Source organism: Burkholderia sp. AU30198 (assembly GCF_020419825.1).
Taxonomy (GTDB): Bacteria; Pseudomonadota; Gammaproteobacteria; order Burkholderiales; family Burkholderiaceae; genus Burkholderia.
Window position 1 is genome coordinate 324,843 of the sequence record NZ_JAIZSA010000003.1, and the last position, 20,629, is coordinate 345,471.

At 69.0% G+C, this 20,629-nt stretch carries 20 protein-coding genes and 1 pseudogene; 12 read left to right on the forward strand and 9 right to left on the reverse strand.

The window, feature by feature from the left end; translation table 11 throughout:
• Positions 1 to 32: 32 nt before the first annotated feature.
• Positions 33 to 578: an RBBP9/YdeN family alpha/beta hydrolase gene (locus LGN19_RS10365; RefSeq protein WP_226214440.1), complete on the reverse strand. Its 546-nt coding sequence runs from the start codon at positions 576 to 578 to the stop codon at positions 33 to 35.
• Between the two features lie 117 nt (positions 579 to 695).
• Between LGN19_RS10365 and LGN19_RS10370 the strand changes: the two genes are divergently transcribed.
• Both LGN19_RS10370 and LGN19_RS10375 read left to right on the forward strand, forming a co-directional pair.
• Complete coding sequence (locus LGN19_RS10370; protein ID WP_011356102.1) at positions 696 to 1,151, forward strand: Lrp/AsnC family transcriptional regulator; 456 nt, start codon at positions 696 to 698, stop codon at positions 1,149 to 1,151.
• Positions 1,152 to 1,215: 64 nt separating this feature from the next.
• Positions 1,216 to 1,464: pseudogene (locus LGN19_RS10375) on the forward strand (leucyl aminopeptidase); the annotation flags it as partial.
• Positions 1,465 to 1,467: 3 nt separating this feature from the next.
• On the opposite strand, the gene LGN19_RS10380 reads toward LGN19_RS10375, so the two are convergent.
• On the reverse strand, positions 1,468 to 1,977 hold the full coding sequence (locus LGN19_RS10380) for a GNAT family N-acetyltransferase (RefSeq protein WP_226214442.1): 510 nt from the start codon (positions 1,975 to 1,977) through the stop codon (positions 1,468 to 1,470).
• Positions 1,978 to 2,032: 55 nt separating this feature from the next.
• Positions 2,033 to 3,064: an AraC family transcriptional regulator gene (locus LGN19_RS10385; protein ID WP_226214444.1), complete on the reverse strand. Its 1,032-nt coding sequence runs from the start codon at positions 3,062 to 3,064 to the stop codon at positions 2,033 to 2,035.
• A gap of 309 nt (positions 3,065 to 3,373) precedes the next feature.
• On the opposite strand from LGN19_RS10385, the gene LGN19_RS10390 reads away from it, so the two are divergent.
• The 5 genes from LGN19_RS10390 to LGN19_RS10410 all read left to right on the forward strand — a co-directional run bounded on the left by LGN19_RS10390 (position 3,374) and on the right by LGN19_RS10410 (position 9,297).
• On the forward strand, positions 3,374 to 5,089 hold the full coding sequence (locus LGN19_RS10390) for a GMC family oxidoreductase (RefSeq protein WP_226214446.1): 1,716 nt from the start codon (positions 3,374 to 3,376) through the stop codon (positions 5,087 to 5,089).
• Positions 5,076 to 7,526, forward strand: coding sequence for a flavin-containing monooxygenase (locus LGN19_RS10395; RefSeq protein ID WP_226214447.1), 2,451 nt, complete (start codon positions 5,076 to 5,078; stop codon positions 7,524 to 7,526). Before LGN19_RS10390 ends, LGN19_RS10395 begins: the two co-directional genes overlap by 14 nt.
• Before the next feature lie 212 nt (positions 7,527 to 7,738).
• Positions 7,739 to 8,293: a protein tyrosine phosphatase gene (locus tag LGN19_RS10400; RefSeq protein ID WP_226214448.1), complete on the forward strand. Its 555-nt coding sequence runs from the start codon at positions 7,739 to 7,741 to the stop codon at positions 8,291 to 8,293.
• A gap of 345 nt (positions 8,294 to 8,638) precedes the next feature.
• Entirely contained in the window at positions 8,639 to 8,971 is a 333-nt protein-coding gene (locus LGN19_RS10405) for a type II toxin-antitoxin system RelE/ParE family toxin (RefSeq protein ID WP_122948947.1), read from the forward strand.
• On the forward strand, positions 8,968 to 9,297 hold the full coding sequence (locus tag LGN19_RS10410) for a DNA-binding protein (RefSeq protein WP_226214449.1): 330 nt from the start codon (positions 8,968 to 8,970) through the stop codon (positions 9,295 to 9,297). Before LGN19_RS10405 ends, LGN19_RS10410 begins: the two co-directional genes overlap by 4 nt.
• A gap of 16 nt (positions 9,298 to 9,313) precedes the next feature.
• Here the strand turns inward: LGN19_RS10410 and LGN19_RS10415 are convergent, their stop codons facing one another.
• Both LGN19_RS10415 and LGN19_RS10420 read right to left on the reverse strand, forming a co-directional pair.
• A complete protein-coding gene (locus tag LGN19_RS10415; RefSeq protein ID WP_226214450.1) occupies positions 9,314 to 11,332 on the reverse strand; it encodes an LssY C-terminal domain-containing protein in 2,019 nt (672 codons plus the stop codon).
• A 102-nt stretch (positions 11,333 to 11,434) separates the two neighbouring features.
• Entirely contained in the window at positions 11,435 to 11,887 is a 453-nt protein-coding gene (locus tag LGN19_RS10420; RefSeq protein ID WP_122948944.1) for a hypothetical protein, read from the reverse strand.
• 322 nt (positions 11,888 to 12,209) lie between these two features.
• Here LGN19_RS10420 and LGN19_RS10425 point away from each other — a divergent pair, with 322 nt between their 5' ends.
• Positions 12,210 to 12,854: a response regulator transcription factor gene (locus LGN19_RS10425; RefSeq protein ID WP_122948943.1), complete on the forward strand. Its 645-nt coding sequence runs from the start codon at positions 12,210 to 12,212 to the stop codon at positions 12,852 to 12,854.
• Positions 12,851 to 14,641: a sensor histidine kinase gene (locus LGN19_RS10430; RefSeq protein ID WP_226214451.1), complete on the forward strand. Its 1,791-nt coding sequence runs from the start codon at positions 12,851 to 12,853 to the stop codon at positions 14,639 to 14,641. The genes LGN19_RS10425 and LGN19_RS10430 overlap by 4 nt, the downstream gene beginning before the upstream one ends.
• A gap of 86 nt (positions 14,642 to 14,727) precedes the next feature.
• On the opposite strand, the gene LGN19_RS10435 is transcribed toward LGN19_RS10430, so the two are convergent.
• Positions 14,728 to 14,916 (reverse strand): hypothetical protein, encoded by a 189-nt coding sequence (locus LGN19_RS10435; protein ID WP_226214453.1) that lies wholly within the window; start codon positions 14,914 to 14,916, stop codon positions 14,728 to 14,730.
• A gap of 211 nt (positions 14,917 to 15,127) precedes the next feature.
• Between LGN19_RS10435 and LGN19_RS10440 the strand changes: the two genes are divergently transcribed.
• Positions 15,128 to 15,802: a hypothetical protein gene (locus LGN19_RS10440; RefSeq protein WP_226214454.1), complete on the forward strand. Its 675-nt coding sequence runs from the start codon at positions 15,128 to 15,130 to the stop codon at positions 15,800 to 15,802.
• Positions 15,803 to 15,814: 12 nt separating this feature from the next.
• Here the strand turns inward: LGN19_RS10440 and LGN19_RS10445 are convergent, their stop codons facing one another.
• The 3 genes from LGN19_RS10445 to LGN19_RS10455 form a co-directional block, all read right to left on the reverse strand.
• The gene (locus LGN19_RS10445; protein ID WP_226214456.1) at positions 15,815 to 17,125 is read right to left on the reverse strand and encodes an MFS transporter; all 1,311 of its coding nucleotides are present in this window, start codon (positions 17,123 to 17,125) and stop codon (positions 15,815 to 15,817) included.
• A 122-nt stretch (positions 17,126 to 17,247) separates the two neighbouring features.
• Positions 17,248 to 18,264, reverse strand: coding sequence for an ABC transporter substrate-binding protein (locus LGN19_RS10450; protein ID WP_226214458.1), 1,017 nt, complete (start codon positions 18,262 to 18,264; stop codon positions 17,248 to 17,250).
• Complete coding sequence (locus LGN19_RS10455) at positions 18,261 to 18,410, reverse strand: hypothetical protein (RefSeq protein ID WP_174962097.1); 150 nt, start codon at positions 18,408 to 18,410, stop codon at positions 18,261 to 18,263. The genes LGN19_RS10450 and LGN19_RS10455 overlap by 4 nt, the downstream gene beginning before the upstream one ends.
• Before the next feature lie 140 nt (positions 18,411 to 18,550).
• On the opposite strand from LGN19_RS10455, the gene LGN19_RS10460 reads away from it, so the two are divergent.
• A complete protein-coding gene (locus LGN19_RS10460) occupies positions 18,551 to 19,216 on the forward strand; it encodes a response regulator transcription factor (RefSeq protein ID WP_174962095.1) in 666 nt (221 codons plus the stop codon).
• Entirely contained in the window at positions 19,203 to 20,624 is a 1,422-nt protein-coding gene (locus LGN19_RS10465; RefSeq protein ID WP_226214459.1) for a sensor histidine kinase, read from the forward strand. Before LGN19_RS10460 ends, LGN19_RS10465 begins: the two co-directional genes overlap by 14 nt.
• Positions 20,625 to 20,629 lie beyond the last annotated feature (5 nt).

The following is a 20,629-nucleotide window of genomic DNA, read 5'->3' on the forward strand; positions in this document are numbered from 1 at the left end:
CGTCGCGGGAGCACGTCGGCCACTTGCCCGCGCTACCCCCGCAATCCCGCCATGAAGGCCGTGAACAACGCACGTCCCTCGGGCCATTCCGCCAATCCCGCTTCCGTGCTCAGATGGCCGCGCGGGCCGAGCAGCAGCGGTGTCGCGCCACGCTCGCTCGCCCACGCAATGCCGCTTCCGAACGGGTCGTACCCGTCATCCGAACTGGCGATCGCCAGCACCGGCACGTCACCGAAATCGCCATCCGGCACATTCGCAAATGCGTTGGCCGCGGCCGGAAAACGCGGGCCGCCCGGATCGGGCACCGCAACGAGCCATACGCCACGCATCACGCGCGTCGACACCGCACGCCAGTGCGCGAACAGCAGGCAACCCAGCGAATGACAGATCAACACCGGCGGCGTCGCGGCTTGCGCAACGACTTCATCGAGCGCCGCCATCCAGTCGCGCAGGTCGGGCGCATCCCATGATGCAGGCGCGATGCGGATCGCGCCCGGAAGCGCGGCCTCCCAGTGGCTCTGCCAATGATCCGGTCCCGAGTTGCCGATCCCCGGCACGATCACGATCGTCTGGTCCATCTCCGTCTCCATGAATAAGCGAGCTCGCAGTCTGGCCTGCCGGACACCGGCCGGGAATGGCAAATCATCGGATATTGAGACAATATGCCGATGAATTAACGGAGCGGGAAAGCGGACATGTCGAACGGAGAGCTCGATCGCCTGGATCTTTCGATCCTCGAGGCGCTACAGGAGAATGCGCGCATGCCGCTGTCCGAAGTGGGCCGGCGCATCGGGCTGTCGCAGCCGGCCACGTCGGAGCGCGTCAAGCGCCTGGAAGAGCGCGGCATCATCGCGGGCTACGGCGCACGGATCGACCCGGCCGCGCTGGGGTTGGGGATGATGGCCATCATCCGGCTGAAGACGACGCACGAACACATCAAGCCTGCGCTGCGCGCGTTCGCCGAGATGCCGCACGTGATCGAGGTCCACCGGATGACCGGCGAGGATTGCTTCCTGCTGAAGGTCCTGGTGCCGACACCGGGGCAACTGGAAACCATCATCGATGCGATCGCCCGCTTCGGCGCGGTCACGACGTCGCTGGTGCTGCGGTCCGAGCCGGCCAAACCGCTCGGCAAGGCGCTGCTCGGTTGACACGGGCATCGGGGCGCTGACGCGCCGCCGATGACCGACGACGCGTTCGCGCGCAGCCAGGGGCACCGCGAACACCGACATCGCCGCCGCGCTCGATCGTGCCGATTTGTTCGTGCTGGTGGACGACTCGTCGTGCCTGCCGACGCCGTCGCCGAGCGGGCCGCCGTTCCTCGCCGCGATCCGTCCCGCGATCATCGAGCACTGGAGCAAGTCGGTACTGTTCAAGGATTACGGCCCGCATCTCGACGAGGCGTTCGCCGAATCGCTCGACGACATCGCGGCACGCAACGGCCGGCTGATCGACGCAGCCGCGTGCTCAGGCGTCGGCGGCCCCGGTGTCGCCGAGCCACTTGTACATCACGAGGCAGTCGACGAAGCCGAGCCGCGCGTGACGGTACGCACGCGGCAGGCGGCCGACGATGTCGAATCCCAGCTTCTGCCACAGCGCGACCGCCACCTCGTTCGTCGACACCACCGAATTGAACTGCATCGCGAGGAAGCCGCGCTCGCGCGCAACCTGCTGCGAGTGCTCGCACATCAGGCGTGCGACGCCGCGACCGCGTGCGGCCTCGCTCACCATGTACCCGCAGTTGCTCACGTGATTGCCGGGGCCGCCCGCGTTCGCCTTCAGGTAGTACGAGCCCAGGACCACACCGTCCTCTTCGACGATCCACGTGCAGAGTGGTGCGTCGAGCCACAGCGCGCGCGCCGCGTCGGGGGTCGACTCCGGATCGAATGCATAGGTTTCCTGAGCAGCGACGATGGCGCGGTAGGTCGGCCAGAAGCGCGGGAAATCGTCGTCGGTCATCGGGCGAATCGTGATCATGCGGAGCCTCTCGTGATTGGAATGTCGGCAGGAAAGCCAGCGATCGTACCGTGATTCACGAACGGCCGCCGTCCCGTTGCGCGGCGCTGCGGTACGCGCCCGGCGGCACGCCGTACCAGCGCTTGAAGGCCTGCGAGAAACTCGACAGGTCGCTGAAACCGAGTCGCTCGGCCACTTCCGCGAGCGACAGGCGCGCGTCGCCGAGCAGCGTCTCGGCCATCGCGCCGCGCGCCTGCGCGAGCAGCGTCCGGAACGTCGTGCCCTCCTCCTGCAGCCGGCGCTTGAGCGTGCGCGGGCTCGTGTTCATCAGCCGTGCCATGTCCTCGAGCGAGAACGGCGTGGAGCCGCGTGTCGCGGTCAGGTACTGGCGCACCATCTCCGACGTGCCCACGCGCGCGCGCCGCGCGTCGAGCAGCTGCCCGCACATCTGTTCGCACATCGACACCGTCAGCGGATTCGCATGCGGCAGCAGCCGGTCGAGAAACACGCGGTCGAAGGCGAGGCTGTTCGCGCGCGCCGAGAAAGCGGGTTCGACGCCGGCGATGCGCGGCACCGGCGCGGACGGTGCGCGCGTCGCCTGCACCGTGAAGCGCGACAACGCGAATGCGTCGCCGCCGATTTCCTGCAGCAGCACGGCCGCGGCCGTCATGTCGCGCTCGACGAGGAACCGGCTCAGTGTGCCATCGAGTTCCGGCGCGCCGAAATTGAGCACGCACGTCCCGTCTTCCTCGCGGTACGTGATGACGGTGAACGCATAGGTGAGCGGCAGGAAGCGCATCGCCAGCGTGAGCGCGTCGCGTGCGGTCGCGCTGGCGATCAGCCCGTAGCCCCACACGCCGTAGGCGGAGAAATGGTAGCGCCGGCCGACCTCGAACCCGAGGCCCGGCGCGCGCCCGAGCGCGCGCAGCAGGTTGCCGGTCAGCCGCAGCTCCTGCGCGGCCGTCACCTCGACCTTCGGATCGTCGAGCTGCGCGTCCGCGAGCCCCGTGCCGGCCAGCAGCGTCGTGTGCGGCACGCCGCGTTCGTCGCCGAAATCGACCAGCAGCCGGGCGCTGGCCGGACTCCGGGTGAAATCCCAGAAGCTCATGCGGAGAAACCCTCGAAGCGCCAATTTGGCCCAAATACTAAAACAATTGTCCCGAAGCAGCATTGGTGTTTTCCCATGCGGCCAGCACCATCGGCGTCATCCAGTCGTCATCCGAACGACCCCATTGCCCTCCGGAGGAGACACCATGCGACAACGTCGCCCGACCGATCCCGCAGCCCGCCTGGCACGCCAGCGCGCCGCGATTGCCCCCGACCCCGCCCCGCCGCTCGCGATCCACCTGCCGCGCCCCGCACGCCGGTGTGCGCCGCCGCAACCTGCTTGATCCATCGACCCTCGGAGAACGAATCTATGAGCAAGACTTTCGACTACATCGTCGTCGGCGGCGGTTCGGGCGGCAGCGTCGTCGCCGGGCGGCTGACCGAGGACCCGGCCGTGACCGTCTGCGTGCTCGAGGCCGGCGGCCGCGGCGACGGCACGCTGGTGAACGTGCCGACCGGCGCGGTCGCGATGATGCCGACCCGCATCAACAACTGGGCCTTCGACACGGTGCCGCAGCCGGGCCTCGGCGGGCGCATCGGCTACCAGCCGCGCGGCAAGGTGCTCGGTGGTTCGTCGGCCATCAACGCGATGGTGTATATCCGCGGCCATCGCGTCGACTACGACGGCTGGGCCGCGCTCGGCAACGAAGGCTGGGCCTACGACGACGTGCTGCCGTACTTCCGCCTGAGCGAGCACAACGAGCGCTTCGACGATGCGTGGCACGGCCGCGACGGCCCGCTGTGGGTGAGCGACCTGCGCACCGGCAACCCGTTCCATGCGCGCTACCTGGAAGCCGCGCAGCAAGCCGGCCTGCCGCTCACCGACGATTTCAACGGCGCGCAGCAGGAAGGCATCGGCCTCTACCAGGTCACGCAGAAGCACGGCGAACGGTGGAGCGCGGCGCGCGCGTACCTGCTGCCGCACGTCGGCCGCCGCGACAACCTGACGGTCGAGACGCATGCGCAGGTGCTGCGCATCCTGTTCGACGGCACGCGCGCGATCGGTGTCGAAGTGCGGCAGCATGGCGAGGTGCGCACGCTGCGCGCTCGGCGGGAAGTCGTGCTCGCGGCGGGCGCACTGCAAACACCGCAGTTGCTGATGCTGTCGGGCGTCGGCCCGGGCCGCGAACTCCAGCAACAAGGCATCGCCGTACATGCCGACCTGCCCGGCGTCGGCCGTAACCTGCAGGATCATCCGGACTTCATCTTCGGCTACCGCACCCGCAGCGTCGACACGATGGGCGTGTCCGCGCGCGGCGGCCTGCGCATGCTGCGCGAGTTCATGCGCTTCCGCCGCGAACGGCGCGGGATGCTGACGTCGAATTTCGCGGAAGGCGGCGGTTTCCTGAAGACGCGCGCCGAGCTCGACGCACCAGACATCCAGCTGCACTTCGTCGTCGCACTCGTCGACGATCACGCGCGCAAGCTGCACGCCGGCCACGGGCTGTCGTGCCACGTGTGCCTGCTGCGGCCGCGCAGCCGCGGCTCGGTCACGCTCAACGGCACCGATCCGCTCGCGGCGCCGCGCATCGATCCCGCGTTCTTCGACGATCCGCGCGACCTCGACGACATGGTCGCGGGCTTCCGCCTCACGCGCCGGCTGATGGAGGCGCCGGCGCTCGCGGGCTGGACCACGCGCGACCTGTTCACCGCGAACGTCCACACCGACGATGAAATCCGCGACGTGCTGCGGCGGCGCACCGACACCGTGTATCACCCGGTCGGCACGTGCCGGATGGGGCACGACGCGCTCGCCGTCGTCGATCCGCAGCTGCGCGTGCGCGGCCTGCAGGGGCTGCGCATCGTCGATGCGTCGATCATGCCGACGCTCATCGGCGGCAACACCAACGCACCGACGATCATGATCGCCGAGAAGGCCGTCGACCTGATCCGCGGCGTGAGCCGCACGCCCGCGCGGCGGCAGGGCGAAACCGTCAGCATCACGACCGATCCCGACACCGTTCCTGCATCGCGCGCCGCGCACGATACCGTCCAGCCTGAGGAAATTCGCCATGTCGCCGCGTGACGCAACCCGTCTGACCGAATCCGCCGCCCCGCTTGCGGCGATCATCATCGGCGCCGGCTTCGCCGGCATCGGCATGGCGATCGCGCTGCAACGTGCCGGCATCCACGATTTCGCGATCGTCGAACGCTCGCACGACGTCGGCGGCGTGTGGCGCGACAACAGCTACCCGGGCGCCGCCTGCGACGTGCCCTCGCACCTGTACTCGTTCTCGTTCGAGCCGAATCCGGCCTGGTCGCGCGTGTTCGCGCCGCAACCCGAAATCCATGCGTATCTGCAGCATTGCGCGCGCAAGTACGGCCTCGCGCGCTATTTGCGCTTCGGCGCCGAAGTCGCGCACGCGCGCTACGACGAAGCCGCCGCGCTGTGGCGCGTCACGCTCGCCGACGGCACGACGCTGAGCGCCGCCGTGCTCGTCAGCGGCACCGGGCAGTTGAGCCGCCCCGCGATGCCCGACCTGCCCGGCATCGACACGTTCCGCGGCCGCGCGTTCCACTCCGCGCACTGGGATCACGACTATTCGCTCGCCGGCAAACGCGTGGCCGTGGTCGGCACCGGCGCATCGGCGATCCAGTTCGTCCCGGCGATCGCCGGCGACGTGCAGCGCCTGGTCGTATTCCAGCGTTCGCCGGCCTATGTGATGCCGCGCCCCGACCGCGCGTACCGCCCGTGGGAGAAGGCGCTGTTCCGCCGGCTGCCGTGGGCGATGAAGCTGCATCGCGCGTCGATCTACCTGCGCTACGAATCGCGCGCGATCGCGTTCACGCGCCTGCACAAGGTGATGAAGGTTGCAGTCGGCCGGCCGTTCCACAAGCTGCTCGCACGCGACGTGCCGGACCCGGCGCTGCGCGCGCGGCTCACGCCCGACTACCCGATCGGCTGCAAGCGCATCCTGCTGTCGAGCGACTACCTGGCCGCGATGAGCCGCGACAACGTCGAGCTCGTCACGCAGCGGATCCGGCGCGTCACGGAGGACGGCATCGAGACCGTCGACGGCGTGCACCATCCGGTCGATGCGATCGTCTACGGCACGGGATTCGCGGCGACCGAATTCCTGTCGCCGATGCGCATCACGGGCCGCGACGGGCTCGACCTGAACGACGCATGGCGGCGCGGCGCGCAGGCGTATCTCGGGCTCACCGTGCCCGGCTTTCCGAACTTCTTCATGCTGTACGGCCCGAACACCAACCTCGGCCACAACTCGATCGTCTACATGCTCGAAAGCCAGATCGCGCACGTGATGCGCTGCCTGCACGCGATGCGGCGCGACGGCGCGCGCGCGATCGACGTCGACGCGCGCCGCTACCGGCGCTTCAACGTGCACGTGCAGCAGCGGCTCGAAGGATCGGTATGGAACAGCTGCAAGAGCTGGTACGTCGATGCGTCGGGACACAACAGCACGAACTGGCCGGGCTTCACGCTGACCTACCGGTGGATCACCCGCTTCACCGGGATGTCCGCCTACCGCTTCACGCATCCGTTGCCCGAGTCGGTCGCACCGACGCCCGACGTCGTGGTCGCGCCGCCCGCCGGACGGCTGGAGGCCCTCACTGCCGCATCGCTGCGCGGTTTCCTGCGCGTCGCGTTCCGGCCGCTGATCGGGCCGCCGTTCGGCGCGCGCATGCAGCGCCGCGTCGTCGCGCTGCTGTCGCCGCTGATGCCGGGCACGGGCGGCACGCTGCGCTACCGCACGTCCGCGCACCGCGTGCCGGTTGAAGTCGTTGCGCCGAAGCGCGGCGATTCGGGCGGTGCGATTCTCTATCTGCACGGCGGCGCTTTCTGTCTCGGCGGGCCGCATACGCATCGCGGCGTGACGACGCGGCTCGCGAACGAGGCCGGCCTGCCGGTGTGGGTGCCCGATTACCGGCTGGCCCCCGAGCATCCAAGCCCGGCCGCGCTCGACGATGCGCTGGCCGTCTATGACGCGATGCGCGCGCAGGGCCATGCGCCGCACCGGATCGTGATCGCGGGCGATTCGGCCGGCGGCGCGCTGGCGCTGGCACTGGCCATCGCGCTGCGCGAGCGCGGCGAGACGGCCGCCGCCGCGCTGCTGCTGATCTCGCCCGTGACCGATCCCGCGCTCGGCGGCGCGACGCTGGCTTCGCGCCGCCACGACGATCCGATGATCCGCCGCGGTTGGCTCGAGCAAGGGCTGCGCTGGTATCACGGCGCCGGTTCGGTGGCGGCCCGCGGCCCGCTCGACACCGACCTGCGCGGATTGCCGCCGATGCTCGTCCAGGCCGGCGACCAGGAGGTGCTGCTGTCGGATGCGCAGCGGCTGGCCCGTCATGCGCAGGCCTGTGGCGTGTCGTGCCGGCTGGAAGTTCATGCGGCACGCTGGCATGTGTTTCATCTGCAGGCGTTTTACCTGCGGTCGGCGCGGGATGCGTTGCGGACGCTGGCGGGGTTTGCGGCGGAGCGGGTGGCGGTGACGGCGTGACGATGAAGCAGTAATACGCCGCGATCGGGGCCGTGATTTGCGGCTTCCCCGATCGGGCACACGGCGCATGCGTCGCCACCGGGCCCGCTTGCCACGAAGCGACGCCGTCTTGCGAAAACCGGCCGTTTATTTTTTTCCGTCGCATGAGGCCGTCATGATCTCCCGCAAGCCCTGGCGCGCCGCCGGGGCGCCCCCATCCTCGCGGAGACATCATGAAAAGAAGGCACACCCTCAACACGCTGGCACTGCTCTGTTGTGTCGGCATCCAGTGCGCGACTTCGGCATTCGCCGACGAGCCGAAGAAGGTGGCGTTCGTCGACACCGGCAACACCGGGCGCAGCGTGATGGCCGAAGCGATCGCCGGCCAGTTGATCGCGCAGCGCCACGCGCACATCGCGGTGATTTCACGCGCGGTCGACGAAGATCCGTATGACGAAAAGCCCGAGGAAAACGGCGTGATCCTGATGAAGCGCCGCGGCATCGACACGTCCGCGCACCGTTCGGTGCAGTTGAACGCCAACGACATCAAGCATTCCGACGTGATCCTGACGATGACCGACAAGCACAAGGAGAAAGTGCTCGCGCTCTATCCGTCGGCCGCCGGCAAGGTGTTCACGCTTGCCGAGTATGCGTCCGGGAAGCACGTCGACGTGCCCGACGCGTGGGGCAAGCCGATCGATTTCTACGAATCGGTCACGGCGCAGCTCGACACGTACATCCCGGCCGCGCTCGACAAGGTCGCAACGGCCGCGCCGACGAAACAGTAATGCGGGAAGGCCTGTTGGTTCGCCAGGCGCGCGACGCGCCGGCGCCGACAGGTCTGCCTTTTACGCCGCTCCCCCAGACACCCCACCCACCGCACGCGCCCTTCATCGGGCCGTGGACTTTGGCCATTCAGCCGAATCGTCAGCCTACGCACCGGATGAAAGAATGATCTTCGTCCGGGAAGCCGGCTTCGAGGCCTGAAATCCCGCCCTTGAAAGCACCGTATGCGTTGCAACTGCAGCGCATGCGGCGTTGTGTGTCGCCCCGACTCGGCAATACGCGCACCACCCGGCCGCTCGCACAACCACCTCATTTACCCTTCACCTATTTGTAGCTTATAAGTTACAATGCTATCCAAGTTCGAACTTCTTCGCTACCAGCGCGACGACGGTCGCGAGCCCTTCACCGAATGGTTGAACGCCGTGCGCGACAAGCCTGCGCAGGCACGGATTCGCGAACGCCTGCGCCGCGTGCAGACAGGCAACTTCGGCGATTGCGAGCCCGTCGGCGAAGGCGTGATCGAACTGCGCGTCCACGTCGGCGCCGGCTATCGCGTGTATTTCGGGCGGTACGGCAGCGCACTGGTGCTGTTGCTGTCCGGTGGCGACAAAGGCAGTCAACCCGACGACATCAGGCGCGCCAAGGAACACTGGTCGAACTGGAAACGGAGGCAAACATGACCAAGCTCAAAGCTGCGGTATCGCACCACGACGCGGAAGTCGCCGAACTCGGCGCCGACCGCGAACTCGCGGTGGCCTATCTGCGCGTCGCGATGGAATCGCTCGACGATCCCAACAACCGCGCGGCCGGCCTGCTCGCGCTGCGCACGGTCGCGGAAGCGTACGGCGGGCTCGGCGCCGTCGCGGCCGAAGCCGGCATCAGCCGCGAATCGCTGTATCGCACGCTGTCCCCCAACGGCAACCCGACGCTGAAAACCCTGCTCGCGGTGCTCAAGACCGTCGGCCTGCGCCTGTCCGTCGTCCCCGCGCAGCCGGCGCACGCGTAAGCGGCGCACTGCCCGCTCACGGCCGAACCATCCACACCAGCAGCATCTCCTTCGGCGCGGCCGTCATCCCCGCCGGCGGATGCTCGATCGTCGACTCGACCGCCAGCGCTTTCGCAATCGTCTCCGCATCGTCGATCGTCGTCGTGTGCACGATCGTCATCAGCCGCGCCGGCCGGTGCAGCGTCTCGCGATACAGCGCGCCGTACCACAGCGGCCGCATGCCGAGCGCGTCCTGCAACACGTACGGATAACGCCACAGCCGCAGCACGAGGCGGCTTTCCGGCTGGCCCGGATCGATGCGCACGAACACGCGGCGCGTGCTTTCGCCGTGCGTGTAGCGCGGCAGCACGGGCAGCGTGTCGGCCGGCGCCTGCGGCAACAGCCAGCGCAGCGCGGTGGCCGGCGACCACGGCGTCGCGCGCTGCCAGCCGGCCTGCGCGAGATGCCGATCGAGCGTGTCCGACGTCGCGCTCCACTGCAGCGGCAGGTATTCCTCGCGGTCGCCGCCGATCTCGGTGCGCCGCACCGGCACGCGCTGCCACCCGCCGCGCAGCCACTGGTCGACCGTCATCGCGACCACGTCGCCGACATGCGGGCGCGCCGCGCGGTCGAGCTGCCATTGCGCGGGAACCGTCCATACGCCGGCCGTCGCGAGCACCACGGTCACCGCGACGAGCGCGCCCCTCGGCTGCACATGCTCGCGCACGCGCCAGTACGCATACGCGCCGGCGAGCAGCGCGAACCACGCCAGCCCGAGGCTCCAGCCGCCCAGCAAGCCCGACAGCCACGTGTCGCCGACATACAGTCGCGCGAAGCCGCCGAGCACGATCCACAGCACCACCGCCGTCACGACCGGGATCCGCCACCGCGCGGGCCGGTCGCGCGTCAGCACCCAGCCGAGGCCGCTGCTCGCGAGAATCGCGAACGCGGCTTTGGCATCGGGCAGCGGCACGTGCAGCGCGCCGGGCGGCAGGCTCGCGGGCGTCGCGCCGGGCACGCCCGCGCCGAATACCGGCACGAGCACGACGGCAACGCCGACCGTCACGAGCCACCACGCGGCCGTCAGCCAGCAGCGATGGATCATCAGCCAGACGAGAAACGCGGCCGCGACGATCAGCCCCGTATCGTGCCCGTGCAGCACGGCCAGCGCGCGCATCGTGGCGTCCACCGGTGGCGTGCGCAGGTTCTGCAGGAACGCATACAGCGCGATGTCCGCGTGCATCAGCGGATCGTTCGCGACGACATCCTGCACGAGGCCCGCGAACAGCCACACGCAGCCGACGAACAGCAGCGCGAGCACGGGCACCGCGCCCGGCAGGCCGCGCAGGTAAGCGATCGCGTCGTGCAGCCGCGCGCCGAACCGCGGCCAGCGGCGCGCGCATGCGTGCACCCCTTCGACGAGCGCGCGGCGCAGCAGCGGCCAGCCGCGCCGCAGCGCCACGCGCACGCCGATCCACACGAGCGCGACCAGCGCCGCGACGACCAGCAGGATCACGGCGACCCGCACGCTGATCGCCGCGGCCAGCGCGGCCGACGCCCCGAACAGGATGCCCGGCGCGACGTGCACGGGCGCCCAGATGAGCGCCGAGACGACGTTGACCGGATAGAACGACCGGCGCGGCAACGTCGCGCAGCCGACGACGACCGGCACGACCGCGCGCACCGGCGCAAGAAAGCGCGCGAGCACGATGCTCTTCATGCCATGACGCAGCACGAACTCCTCGCCGCGCGAATAGGCGGCCGCATAGCCAAAGCGCGCCCACGCGTTGCGAATCACCCCGCGATAGTGCCGCCCGAGTTCGTAGCTGATCCCGTCGCCGACCACGGCACCGACCGCCGCGACACCGATGGTCGTCCAGCCGTCGAGCGCGCCCGCGCCGATCAGCGCACCGGCCGCGAACATCACGGCGCCGGCCGGCACGACCGTGCCGATCAGCGCGATCGCCTCGGCGCACGCCGTCACGAACACGATCGCGAGCACGAGCAGCGGATGCGCGCCGATCGCGCCGATCCACGCGTGGATCGTGTCGCTCATCGCACGCTCCACGGCGGGGCGGCCCGGCGTGCGAACACCGGGCCGGCGATGGCATGGGGAACGTTCATCGGGTGCTGCGCGCGGTCGCGCCGGTGTGACGGGTCAATCGAACTCGTGCTGCCGCGCGTCCGCCTCGAGCGGCGCGTCGTGATAGCCGACCGTCGCGATCTCCTGCAGATAGCGGGCGAGAAACGCGCCGATCGATCCGGCGGCCTCGTACTGATGCACGTGGCGGAATTCGTGGGTCAGCAGGCGGCGCGTGTCCTGGCCGCGCAGCACGTACACCGCATGGCCGAGCGTGAGCCCGATCGTGCCCGGCGACAGCAGCCCGGTGTCGCGGGCGATCGCGGCCAGAGAAGGTATCTCGGGGAACGGCATGCTGTCGACGATCACCACGCGGATCCGCTCGGGCTGCGCGACGCCCACCGTGCGCGCATCGTCGGCTTGCACCGGCGTCAGCGGCACACCCTGCGCGATCCCGCGCGCCGCCTCGGCTTCAGCCCATCCAACGGCGGCGGGCAGTGCGGACGGCAGGATATCGGCAAGATCGATCATCGCGGGGCTCCTCGGGTGGCGGTGTGGCATCGGGCACCAGTTTAGTCCCGAATCGGGACGGTTCGCGGGGCGTCGCGCGACGCGTCGCGCCGTTCTGTTCCGGTTGCCGCACCCATCAGGGAATACCCTGATTCGCGCCCACTTCACCGCGTACCTTTTCCCCGCGATTATTTCGTTTCAGTACACATTCCTCGATCGACCATCTCGAAAATTTCCCGGATGTGTACCGTTTTCGGATTCGGCGGAATAGTATTGGTCGGAAGAACAGCTGCGGCGACCACCGGACAACGGTGCGCGGCGTCATCCCGAAGAGGATCGCTAGATGATCAGGGTAATTCTGGCTGACGATCACGCAGTCATGCGGGACGGACTGCGTCACATCCTGGAAACGGCCGGCGGTTTCGAAATCGTCGGCGAGGCGAGCGACGGCTCGGCCACGCTCGCGCTGGTCGAGCGCGGCGCCGCCGACGTGCTGCTGCTCGACCTGTCGATGCCCGCGCCGACCGGCATCGAGCTGATCCAGCTGGTGAAGCGCCACGCGCCGTCGCTGCGCACGCTTGTGCTGACGATGCATGCGGAAGCGCAGTACGCGGCGCGCGCGTTCAAGGCCGGCGCAACCGGCTACCTGACGAAGGACAGCGCAACCGCCGAGCTCGTCGAGGCGGTCGGCAAGGTCGCGGCGGGGGGCGTCTACGTGAGCCCGTCGGCGGCCGAAAGCCTCGCGCTGACGATGCGCGCGCCGGCCGCGGCGCTGCCGCACGAACGGCTGTCCGCGCGCGAGCTCGACGTGATGCGCCGCATCGTCGCGGGCCAGACCGTCACGCAGATCGCGACCGAACTCGCGCTGAGCGCGAAGACGGTCAGCACGTACAAGACGCGGATCCTCGAGAAGATGGAGCTGCCGCACGAAGCCGCGCTGATCCGCTACGCGGTGCGCCACGACCTCGACCCCGGCGGCGACGCATGACGGCCGCCCCCTGCGCCCCGCCCTCGCTCCCGGACGACGACCACCCGGACGCGTCGCGCCTGTTCATGTCGTCGCTGCCGCCGGGCCGGCGCGAACGACGGCTCGCGCTCGCGACCGTGCTCGTGTCCGCCGTGATCTTTGCCGCACTTGCGCCATTCGCGGGCAGACCGCTTGCGCCGGGCTGGGCGTTCATCCCGGTGTACCAGTCGGCGATCGTCGTCAACGACATGGTCACGGCCGGCCTGCTGCTCGGCCAGTACGCGATCCTGCGCGAGAAACCGCTGCTCGTGCTCGCGGGCGGCTACCTGTTCACGGGCTTCATGGCCGGCACTCACATGCTGACCTTTCCCGGGCTGTTCGCGCCGACCGGCCTGCTCGGCGCCGGCGACCAGACCACCGCGTGGCTGTACCTGTTCTGGCACGGCGGCTTTCCGCTGGCGGTCGCCGCGTACGCGCTGCTGCGCGCGACCTCGCGGGCGGCCGGCCCGATCCCGGCCCCGCAGCGCCGCGCGGCGATTCCCGTGGTGCTGTGCATCGCGGCCGCGATCGGCGCGACGGTCGCGCTCGCGCTGCTCGCGACGGCCGGCCACGACCTGCTGCCGCGCATCATGAACGGCAACCGGATGGCCGCGACGATGACGAACGCGATCACGATCGTCTGGGGGCTGAACCTGGTGGCGCTGATGCTGATGTGGCAGCGGCGGCGACGCCATTCCGTGCTCGATTTGTGGGTGATGACGGTGCTGGTCGCGTGGCTGTTCGACATCGCGCTGTCGTCGATGCTGAATCACGGGCGCTACGACCTCGGCTTCTACGCGGGGCGCGCGTACGGCCTCGTCGCGTCCGCCGTCGTGCTGTTCGCGATGCTGTTCGAGAACGGCCGGCTGCATGCGCAGACGGTGCGGGCGCTGGCCGGCGCGCGCTACCAGCATCTGCTCGTCGTGCAGAAGAGCGCGCAGCTGAACGACGCGAACGAACGGCTCGAACAGCGCGTCGCCGCGCGCACCGCGCAACTGAGTGCGTCGAACCGCGACCTGCGGCGCGAAGTCGAAGATCGCGTGCGTGCGGAGCGGGCGCTACAGGCGTCGCGCGAGGAGCTGCGCGAGATCGCCGCGATCAGCGCGAGCGCACGCGAAGCCGAGCAGCGCCGCATCGCACGCGAGCTGCACGACGAACTCGCGCAGACGCTCGCGACGCTGAAGAACGACCTCGAATGGCTGATCGACCGCGTGCCGCAGGACGATGCGCTGCTGGCGCGCAAGATCGCGGCGATGCACGCGCTGACGCGCGGCGCGGTGGCCGCGACGCGCCGCATCGCGTCGGACCTGCGCCCGCTGATGCTCGACGATCTCGGCTTCGCCGCGGCCATGCAATGGCTCGTGGAGGATTTCCGGCACCGTCACGGCATCGAATGCACGCTGCATGTCGACCCGCCCGAGCTGCAGCTCGACGAGCCTTACGCGACCGCGGTGTTCCGCATCGCGCAGGAAGCGCTCGCGAACGTCGCGCGTCACGCGGCCGCGTCGCGCGCGAACGTCGAGCTCATGCATGCGAACGATGCGATCGCGCTGACGATTCGCGACGACGGCGCGGGATTCGATCCCGGCGTGCCGCGCAAGTCGGGATCGTTCGGGCTGGTCGGGTTGCGCGAGCGCGCGTATCTCGTCGGCGGCACGCTGCGGATCGCAACGACGCTTGGCGAAGGGACGACGGTCGAGGTGGAGATTCCGCTGTCGCATGCGCAGGTGACGGTCGCACATGGTGGGGATGGGGGTTCGCGCGGGTAGATACCCAGTGAAGGCGGCGGTGCGGGCGGGTGCCGAACAGCGGCAATCGCTGCCTGCCCGGTAAAGTACGAGCCTGATCCGCCGACTCAATCGTCGGCCTTCGTCGCGCGTGCTGCTTCCAGCATGCGCTCGAGTTCTCCATGAACGTGTACGGCATCGATGTATTCGCCGGTCTGCCGCGCCTCGTCGCGCGACACCAGGCCACGCGCGACACACTCGCGCTGCATGAGTCGGCGGGACATGCCATCGCGCAACCTGCCCATCGCCGTCGTCATTGCCTGCTCCATCCGTCAAGCCTCGACAGGATGCGCAAAGTGTCATCCTGCCAACCGCAGCGCATGCGCTGCATGCGTCCTGCTCGGAAACCAGCCCCCAATCGCAACATGACCCGCATGCCCCGTTTCGGGACAACGTTACAATTCGTCGCCATCTCGCATCCCGCTCACGCTCACGCGCCAGCCGTCCGGACCTCGCGTTTCCATCACGATGAAATCCATCCTGACCTATGCACTCATCCTTCTAGCGGTCCTGGCCGGCTGGCTTGCCGTATCGCTGCTGTGCTGGCCCATCCTGCTCGCGCTGCAAGCGCTGACGACGGCCGTGTTCATCCCCCATCCGGCCGGCAGCTACATGGGGCTCGGGTTCGTGTCGACCGCACGGCTCCTGGACTTTCCGACGACCTTCGTCGCCGCCTTTTCGGTGCCGTTCATGAACGTGCCGCTCGGGTTCATCGCGATCGCGTGGTGGTTCGCCGCGTGGCTGATCGTACCGTCCGCGTACCGGCACTACCGCACCAAGCCGCGCGGTCGCGCATCGCGGGCCGTCGTGTGGCGCGCGGCCCGCAAGGGGCTGGTCACGACCGCCGTGCTCCTCCTCATCGCGATACCGTTCCTGCGGCGCTACGAGATCGTCACGCCGGATCACCTCTACGTCCGGCACCTGTTCGACTGGCACGAGCGCGCGTATCCGCTCGCCTCGCTGAAGGAGATCCACGTGGCCGATCCCGACACCAACCGCATCATCACGTGGGACTTCATCTTCGACGGCGACGAACAATTCACGACGACCGCGCCGGACATCGACGCGCTCAAGTACCTGCTGTCGAACACGCACGCCTCGGCCAACTTCTCGATCGTCGGAGACCAGTTGACGATGCGATGAGGCCGCGCGCCATCACGCCCGCGCCGCCACCATCCCCCGCTCCGACCGCGTCCACGCGACCAGCGCGCCGATCCCGAGCAGCGCAAGACACACGATCGGCACGATCATCGGCCCGAACGCGGTGCCCGTCGCCTTGCCGGCAAACGGCATCAGGTTCTGGCTGAAGAAGCCGCCGAGGTTGCCGATCGAGTTGATCGCCGCGACGCTTGCCGCCGCCCGCGCACCGGTGAAGTAGCGCGGCGGCATCGACCAGAAGCACGGATACAGCAGCGGGATGCATGCGCCACCGAGCACCAGTGCGACGAAGCGCAGCGGCGTCGACGGCAGCACGAGGCTCAGCAGGAAGCCAAGCGCGCCGAGCGCCGCGACGATCGCGATCGTGCGCAGGATGCTCTTTGCGCGGCGCAGTTTCGCCGGCAGCCACAGCAGCAGCAGCACCGCGAGTGCCCACGGCAGCATGCTCAGGAAACCATTCGTGGTGCTCGACACGCCGAACGACTTCACGAGCGTCGGCAGCCAGTACGTGACACCGTACAGCGACGTCGACATCAGCATGTAGGTCGCCGCGAACAGCATCACGCGCGGATCGAGCAGCGCCTTCCACGGCTGCCCGTGCTCGGCCTGCGCGGGCTGCTCGCGTTCGAGCGCGGCCTCGACGATCCGCTTCTCGCGGTCGTCGAGGAAACGTGCGTCGCGCACCGATGCGGGCAGCACCCGGAACACGACGACCGCGACGATCACCGCCGGGATGCCCGTCGCCACGAACACCCACTGCCAGCCCGCGAGCCCCCACACGCCGTTCAGGCTCAGCAACACGCCGCCGACCAGCGAGCCGAGCATGTTCGCGAGCGCGCTGCCGAGCGTGAAGATGCCGAGCACCTTCGCGCGATAGCTTTGCGGAAACCACAGCGTCAGGTAGTAGATCACGCCCGGATAGAAACCGGCCTCGGCGATCCCGAGCACGAAGCGCAGCGCGCAGAACGCGGGCATCGACGTCGTGAAGCCCATCAGCACCGTGATGAGCCCCCACGTCAACATGATCCGCGCGAGCCACACGCGCGCGCCGTAGCGATGCAGCGCGAGCGTGCTCGGCACCTCGAACAGCAGGTAGCCGATGAAAAACAGCGACGACGCGAGCCCGAACGCGGCTTCCGTCATCCCGAGGCTGTGCACCATCTGCAGCTTCGCGAAGCCGACGTTCTGCCGGTCGATGAACGCGATCAGGAACATCACGACGAGGATGGGCAGCAGGCGCCGCGCCATCTTCGACATGATGCGCTGTTCTTCGGCGGACGCGGGGTCCAGGGTATCAGTGGCGTTCACTTCGGGCTCCTTGCGTGAATCGGTTGCATAGCGATTGCGTATGGGTTGCATATCAGTTGAAGCGGCGCCGTGCGCGACGAACGCACGGGCGCAGGGTATTTCGATGAAAGGGAGCGGCGATATCAGCCCGACCGGTACGCGTCGAGCATCGGCGCGAACATCTCGTGCCACGCACGCGGCTTCGCCTTGATCGTGCCGGCCAGGTACAGGAATTCGACGTAGTCCATCAACTGGTTCGGCAGCACCGAGAAGCGCGTGTCGGGTGCGGCGAGCATCCGCATCACGTCGTCGTGCGACATGCCGACGCCCGACGACGCCGCAAAGAGCGCCGCCGCCGCGCGCGGGTCCTGCGCGATCAAGCGGTTCGCTTCGTCGAGTGCGCCGAGAAACGCGACGGCCAGCGCGGGCTCCGTATCGACGAGTCGCTTCGGCGCGAATACGACGTCGTGCGTCATCGGGCCGAGCACGTCGACCGAATTCACGACGCGGTGGATGCCCGGCTGCCGCAGCTCGAGCGTCGAGAACGGCGGCGACGTGAAATGCGCGGTGACGCCGTTCTCGCGGCGGATCAGCGCCTGCATCGCCTGCGGATGCGGCAGGCTCACGGTGATCGAATCGAGCTGCGCGAAATGCTTCGGGCCGAGCTGCTTGCTCGCGACCATCTGCAGCACCACCGCCGACAGCGACGTGCGGATGCCCGGCACCGCGATCCGGTCGGACGGCGTGAAGTCGCGCAGCGACACCAGGCCCGGCCGGTTCGTGTTCAGCGACAGCGACGTGGTCGACAGCCCGCTGATGCCGATCACCTCGACGTTCGGAATGCCGCGCGCCCGCGCCCACAGCTCGATGAAACCCGGCGCGCCGGCGCCCGCGAAGTCGAGCGTGCCGGCCATCATCGCGTCGTTGACGGAATTGCCGCCGTCGAGCAGCACCCAGTCGACCGCGACGTCACGCACGCCGTGGCGCGCCGCGTGCCGCTCGAACAGCCGCTGCTTCTCCATCACGAGCAGCGGCAGGTACAGCACGCCATAGCCTTTGGAAATCCGCACCGTGCGCGGCTTTGCGCGCACGAGCGACGGCGCGGCCAGCACGCCGAGCCCGGCGGCGATCAATGCGCGGCGGCGCGGCAACATCGTCATGCGCCGGCCTGCCCGGCACGCGCGGCATGAGCCGCGAACGCCATCGCGCCGACCGCCATGCGGCTGCGGCCCGCTTCGCCGCCCCGGCGAGCGCAGGCCGGCGGCGCGCTGCGCCGCGCGTTCGTCGCGCCCGTTTGCTGCTGCATGTTGCCGTCTCCTGTGGTTCTGGTATTAATGGCCGTCCTTGCAACGTCCGGCTCGACACAGGTTATCGACCGAGTCTGAGAAAATGCTGACATCCCGGCCCCGGGAAAACCCCTAACCCACCCACCTGCGAAACGGCACCATGCGCATTCTCGTCGTGGAGGACGATGCCGAAATCGGCGCGGCGATCCGCAGCCGCCTGGCGCGGCTCGGCCATGCGGTCGATCTCGAAACCGACGGCGCGACCGCGAACGGGCTGCTGCGCGTCGAGCGTTTCGACCTCGTCGTGCTCGACGCGAACCTGCCCGGCATGGACGGCTTCACGGTATTGCGCCACCTGCGCGCGTCGGGGAGCACGACGCCCGTGCTGCTCGTCACCGCGCGCTCGGCGATCGACGACCGCGTGAGCGGCCTCGGCCTCGGCGCCGACGACTATCTCGTGAAGCCGTTCGACTACCGCGAGCTCGATGCGCGCGTGCAGGCGCTGCTGCGCCGCAACAGCGGCCACGCGAACGACGTGCTGACGCTCGGCGGCCTCGTGATCGACCGCAGCAGCCGCCTCGCGGAACTCGACGGCCAGCCGCTGTCGCTGTCGCGCCAGGAATTCGCGCTGCTCGAAATCCTCGCGAGCCGCCCACAGCGGATCTTCTCGAAGGACGAACTGCTGAACCAGCTGTTCAGCTTCGGCAACGAGCCAACTACGAACGCGGTCGAGCAGTACGTGACACGCGTGCGCAAGAAGCTGCAGGGCAGCTCGGTCGAGATTCGCACCGCGCGCGGGATGGGGTATCAGATTGCGGCGCACTGACTGGTTCCCGAAGACGCTGTTCGGGCGCACGCTGCTCTTCATCGCGCTCGTCGTCGCGACCGGTGCGCTCGCGCTCGCAGCGATCGCGCGCTACTACGCGGGCGTCGCGGCCGACCGTGCGTACGACCAGTTGCTTGCGGGCGCATCGATCCAGGTCGCGGAAAACCTCTACGTGCAGGGCGGCGTGCTCGCACTGAATCCGCCGGTGGCCGCGCTGTCGACGCTGTCGCGCTACGACCTCGTCTACTACAAGGTCGTCGATTCGCGCGGCATCGTCGTGGCCGGCTACAACGATCTTGCGAGCCCCGCGACGCTCGCCGCCGCGAAACAGGGCCCCGCGTTCGCGAACGGCATGTACCAGGGACACCGGATTCGCACCGCGACCATCGCACGCTACATGCCCGAGGAAAGCACGCCGGGCTGGGCACTCGTGACGGTGGCGCAAACCACCAACGCACGCCAGCAGTTGACGAACGACATGAGCTTCAAGGTGTGGACGCTGATCCTGCTGATGAGCGTGCTCGCGATCGGCGCGAGCGGCCTCGCGATCCGGCGCGGGCTGCGCCCGCTCGCGCAGATCGGCACGATCATCGCCGCGCGCGACCCGGCCGACCTGCGGCCGGTGGCCGTCGACACGCCGAGCGAGATCGACGCGATCATCGGGTCGATCAACGGGCTGATGCGCCGCCTCGCCGAGCGGATCAACGCGATGCAGCGCTTCATCGCCGACGCCGCGCACCAGATGCGCACGCCGCTCGCGCGACTCGACGCGCAAATCGAACTGCTCGACGGCGAAGCCGATCCCGCGCGTCACGCGGCGCGGCTCGACGCGCTGCGTGCGACCTGCTCGGATGTCGGGCGGCTCACCGGCCAGTTGCTCAATCACGCGATGGTGATTCATCGCACCGAAGCCGTGCCGTTGCAACCCGTCGAACTCGTCGCGCTCGCGAAAGACGTGCTCGGCCGCACGATTCCGCTCGCGGGAGAGCGCGATGTCGCCGTCGCGTTCGCGAGCGACGCGCCGCTCGCGTGGATCGACGGCGACGCGATCAGCCTGCAGGAAGCGCTGTCGAACGTGCTGCACAACGCGCTGCTGCATGGGCATGCGGACGACATCATCGTGTCGGTCGCGACGCGGGGCAACGCCGGTGACGCGGTGACGCTGACCATCACCGACAACGGCCGCGGGATTCCGCGCGAGCACTGGGAAGCGGCACTACAGCCGTTCGTGCGGATTGCGCCGGACGGCAGCGAGCGGCGCACCGGGTCAGGCCTCGGGCTCGCGATCGTGCAGGAAGTGATGAAGGCGCACGGCGGGCGCATCGGGTTCGCGTTTCCCGATGCGGGCGGGTTTGCGGTGGTGCTGACGTTTCCGCGCGCGGCGGGGGGCGGCGCGGCGCAGCCGTGAGCCGA

What these genes read in the sequence shown, in the direction of transcription:
- LGN19_RS10365 (WP_226214440.1), bottom strand. Translation starts at nt 578, where the DNA reads ATGGACCAGACGATCGTGATCGTGCCGGGGATCGGCAACTCGGGACCG.
- LGN19_RS10370 (WP_011356102.1), top strand. Translation starts at nt 696, where the DNA reads ATGTCGAACGGAGAGCTCGATCGCCTGGATCTTTCGATCCTCGAGGCG.
- LGN19_RS10380 (WP_226214442.1), bottom strand. Translation starts at nt 1,977, where the DNA reads ATGATCACGATTCGCCCGATGACCGACGACGATTTCCCGCGCTTCTGG.
- LGN19_RS10385 (WP_226214444.1), bottom strand. Translation starts at nt 3,064, where the DNA reads ATGAGCTTCTGGGATTTCACCCGGAGTCCGGCCAGCGCCCGGCTGCTG.
- LGN19_RS10390 (WP_226214446.1), top strand. Translation starts at nt 3,374, where the DNA reads ATGAGCAAGACTTTCGACTACATCGTCGTCGGCGGCGGTTCGGGCGGC.
- LGN19_RS10395 (WP_226214447.1), top strand. Translation starts at nt 5,076, where the DNA reads ATGTCGCCGCGTGACGCAACCCGTCTGACCGAATCCGCCGCCCCGCTT.
- LGN19_RS10400 (WP_226214448.1), top strand. Translation starts at nt 7,739, where the DNA reads ATGAAAAGAAGGCACACCCTCAACACGCTGGCACTGCTCTGTTGTGTC.
- LGN19_RS10405 (WP_122948947.1), top strand. Translation starts at nt 8,639, where the DNA reads ATGCTATCCAAGTTCGAACTTCTTCGCTACCAGCGCGACGACGGTCGC.
- LGN19_RS10410 (WP_226214449.1), top strand. Translation starts at nt 8,968, where the DNA reads ATGACCAAGCTCAAAGCTGCGGTATCGCACCACGACGCGGAAGTCGCC.
- LGN19_RS10415 (WP_226214450.1), bottom strand. Translation starts at nt 11,332, where the DNA reads ATGAGCGACACGATCCACGCGTGGATCGGCGCGATCGGCGCGCATCCG.
- LGN19_RS10420 (WP_122948944.1), bottom strand. Translation starts at nt 11,887, where the DNA reads ATGATCGATCTTGCCGATATCCTGCCGTCCGCACTGCCCGCCGCCGTT.
- LGN19_RS10425 (WP_122948943.1), top strand. Translation starts at nt 12,210, where the DNA reads ATGATCAGGGTAATTCTGGCTGACGATCACGCAGTCATGCGGGACGGA.
- LGN19_RS10430 (WP_226214451.1), top strand. Translation starts at nt 12,851, where the DNA reads ATGACGGCCGCCCCCTGCGCCCCGCCCTCGCTCCCGGACGACGACCAC.
- LGN19_RS10435 (WP_226214453.1), bottom strand. Translation starts at nt 14,916, where the DNA reads ATGACGACGGCGATGGGCAGGTTGCGCGATGGCATGTCCCGCCGACTC.
- LGN19_RS10440 (WP_226214454.1), top strand. Translation starts at nt 15,128, where the DNA reads ATGAAATCCATCCTGACCTATGCACTCATCCTTCTAGCGGTCCTGGCC.
- LGN19_RS10450 (WP_226214458.1), bottom strand. Translation starts at nt 18,264, where the DNA reads ATGACGATGTTGCCGCGCCGCCGCGCATTGATCGCCGCCGGGCTCGGC.
- LGN19_RS10455 (WP_174962097.1), bottom strand. Translation starts at nt 18,410, where the DNA reads ATGCAGCAGCAAACGGGCGCGACGAACGCGCGGCGCAGCGCGCCGCCG.
- LGN19_RS10460 (WP_174962095.1), top strand. Translation starts at nt 18,551, where the DNA reads ATGCGCATTCTCGTCGTGGAGGACGATGCCGAAATCGGCGCGGCGATC.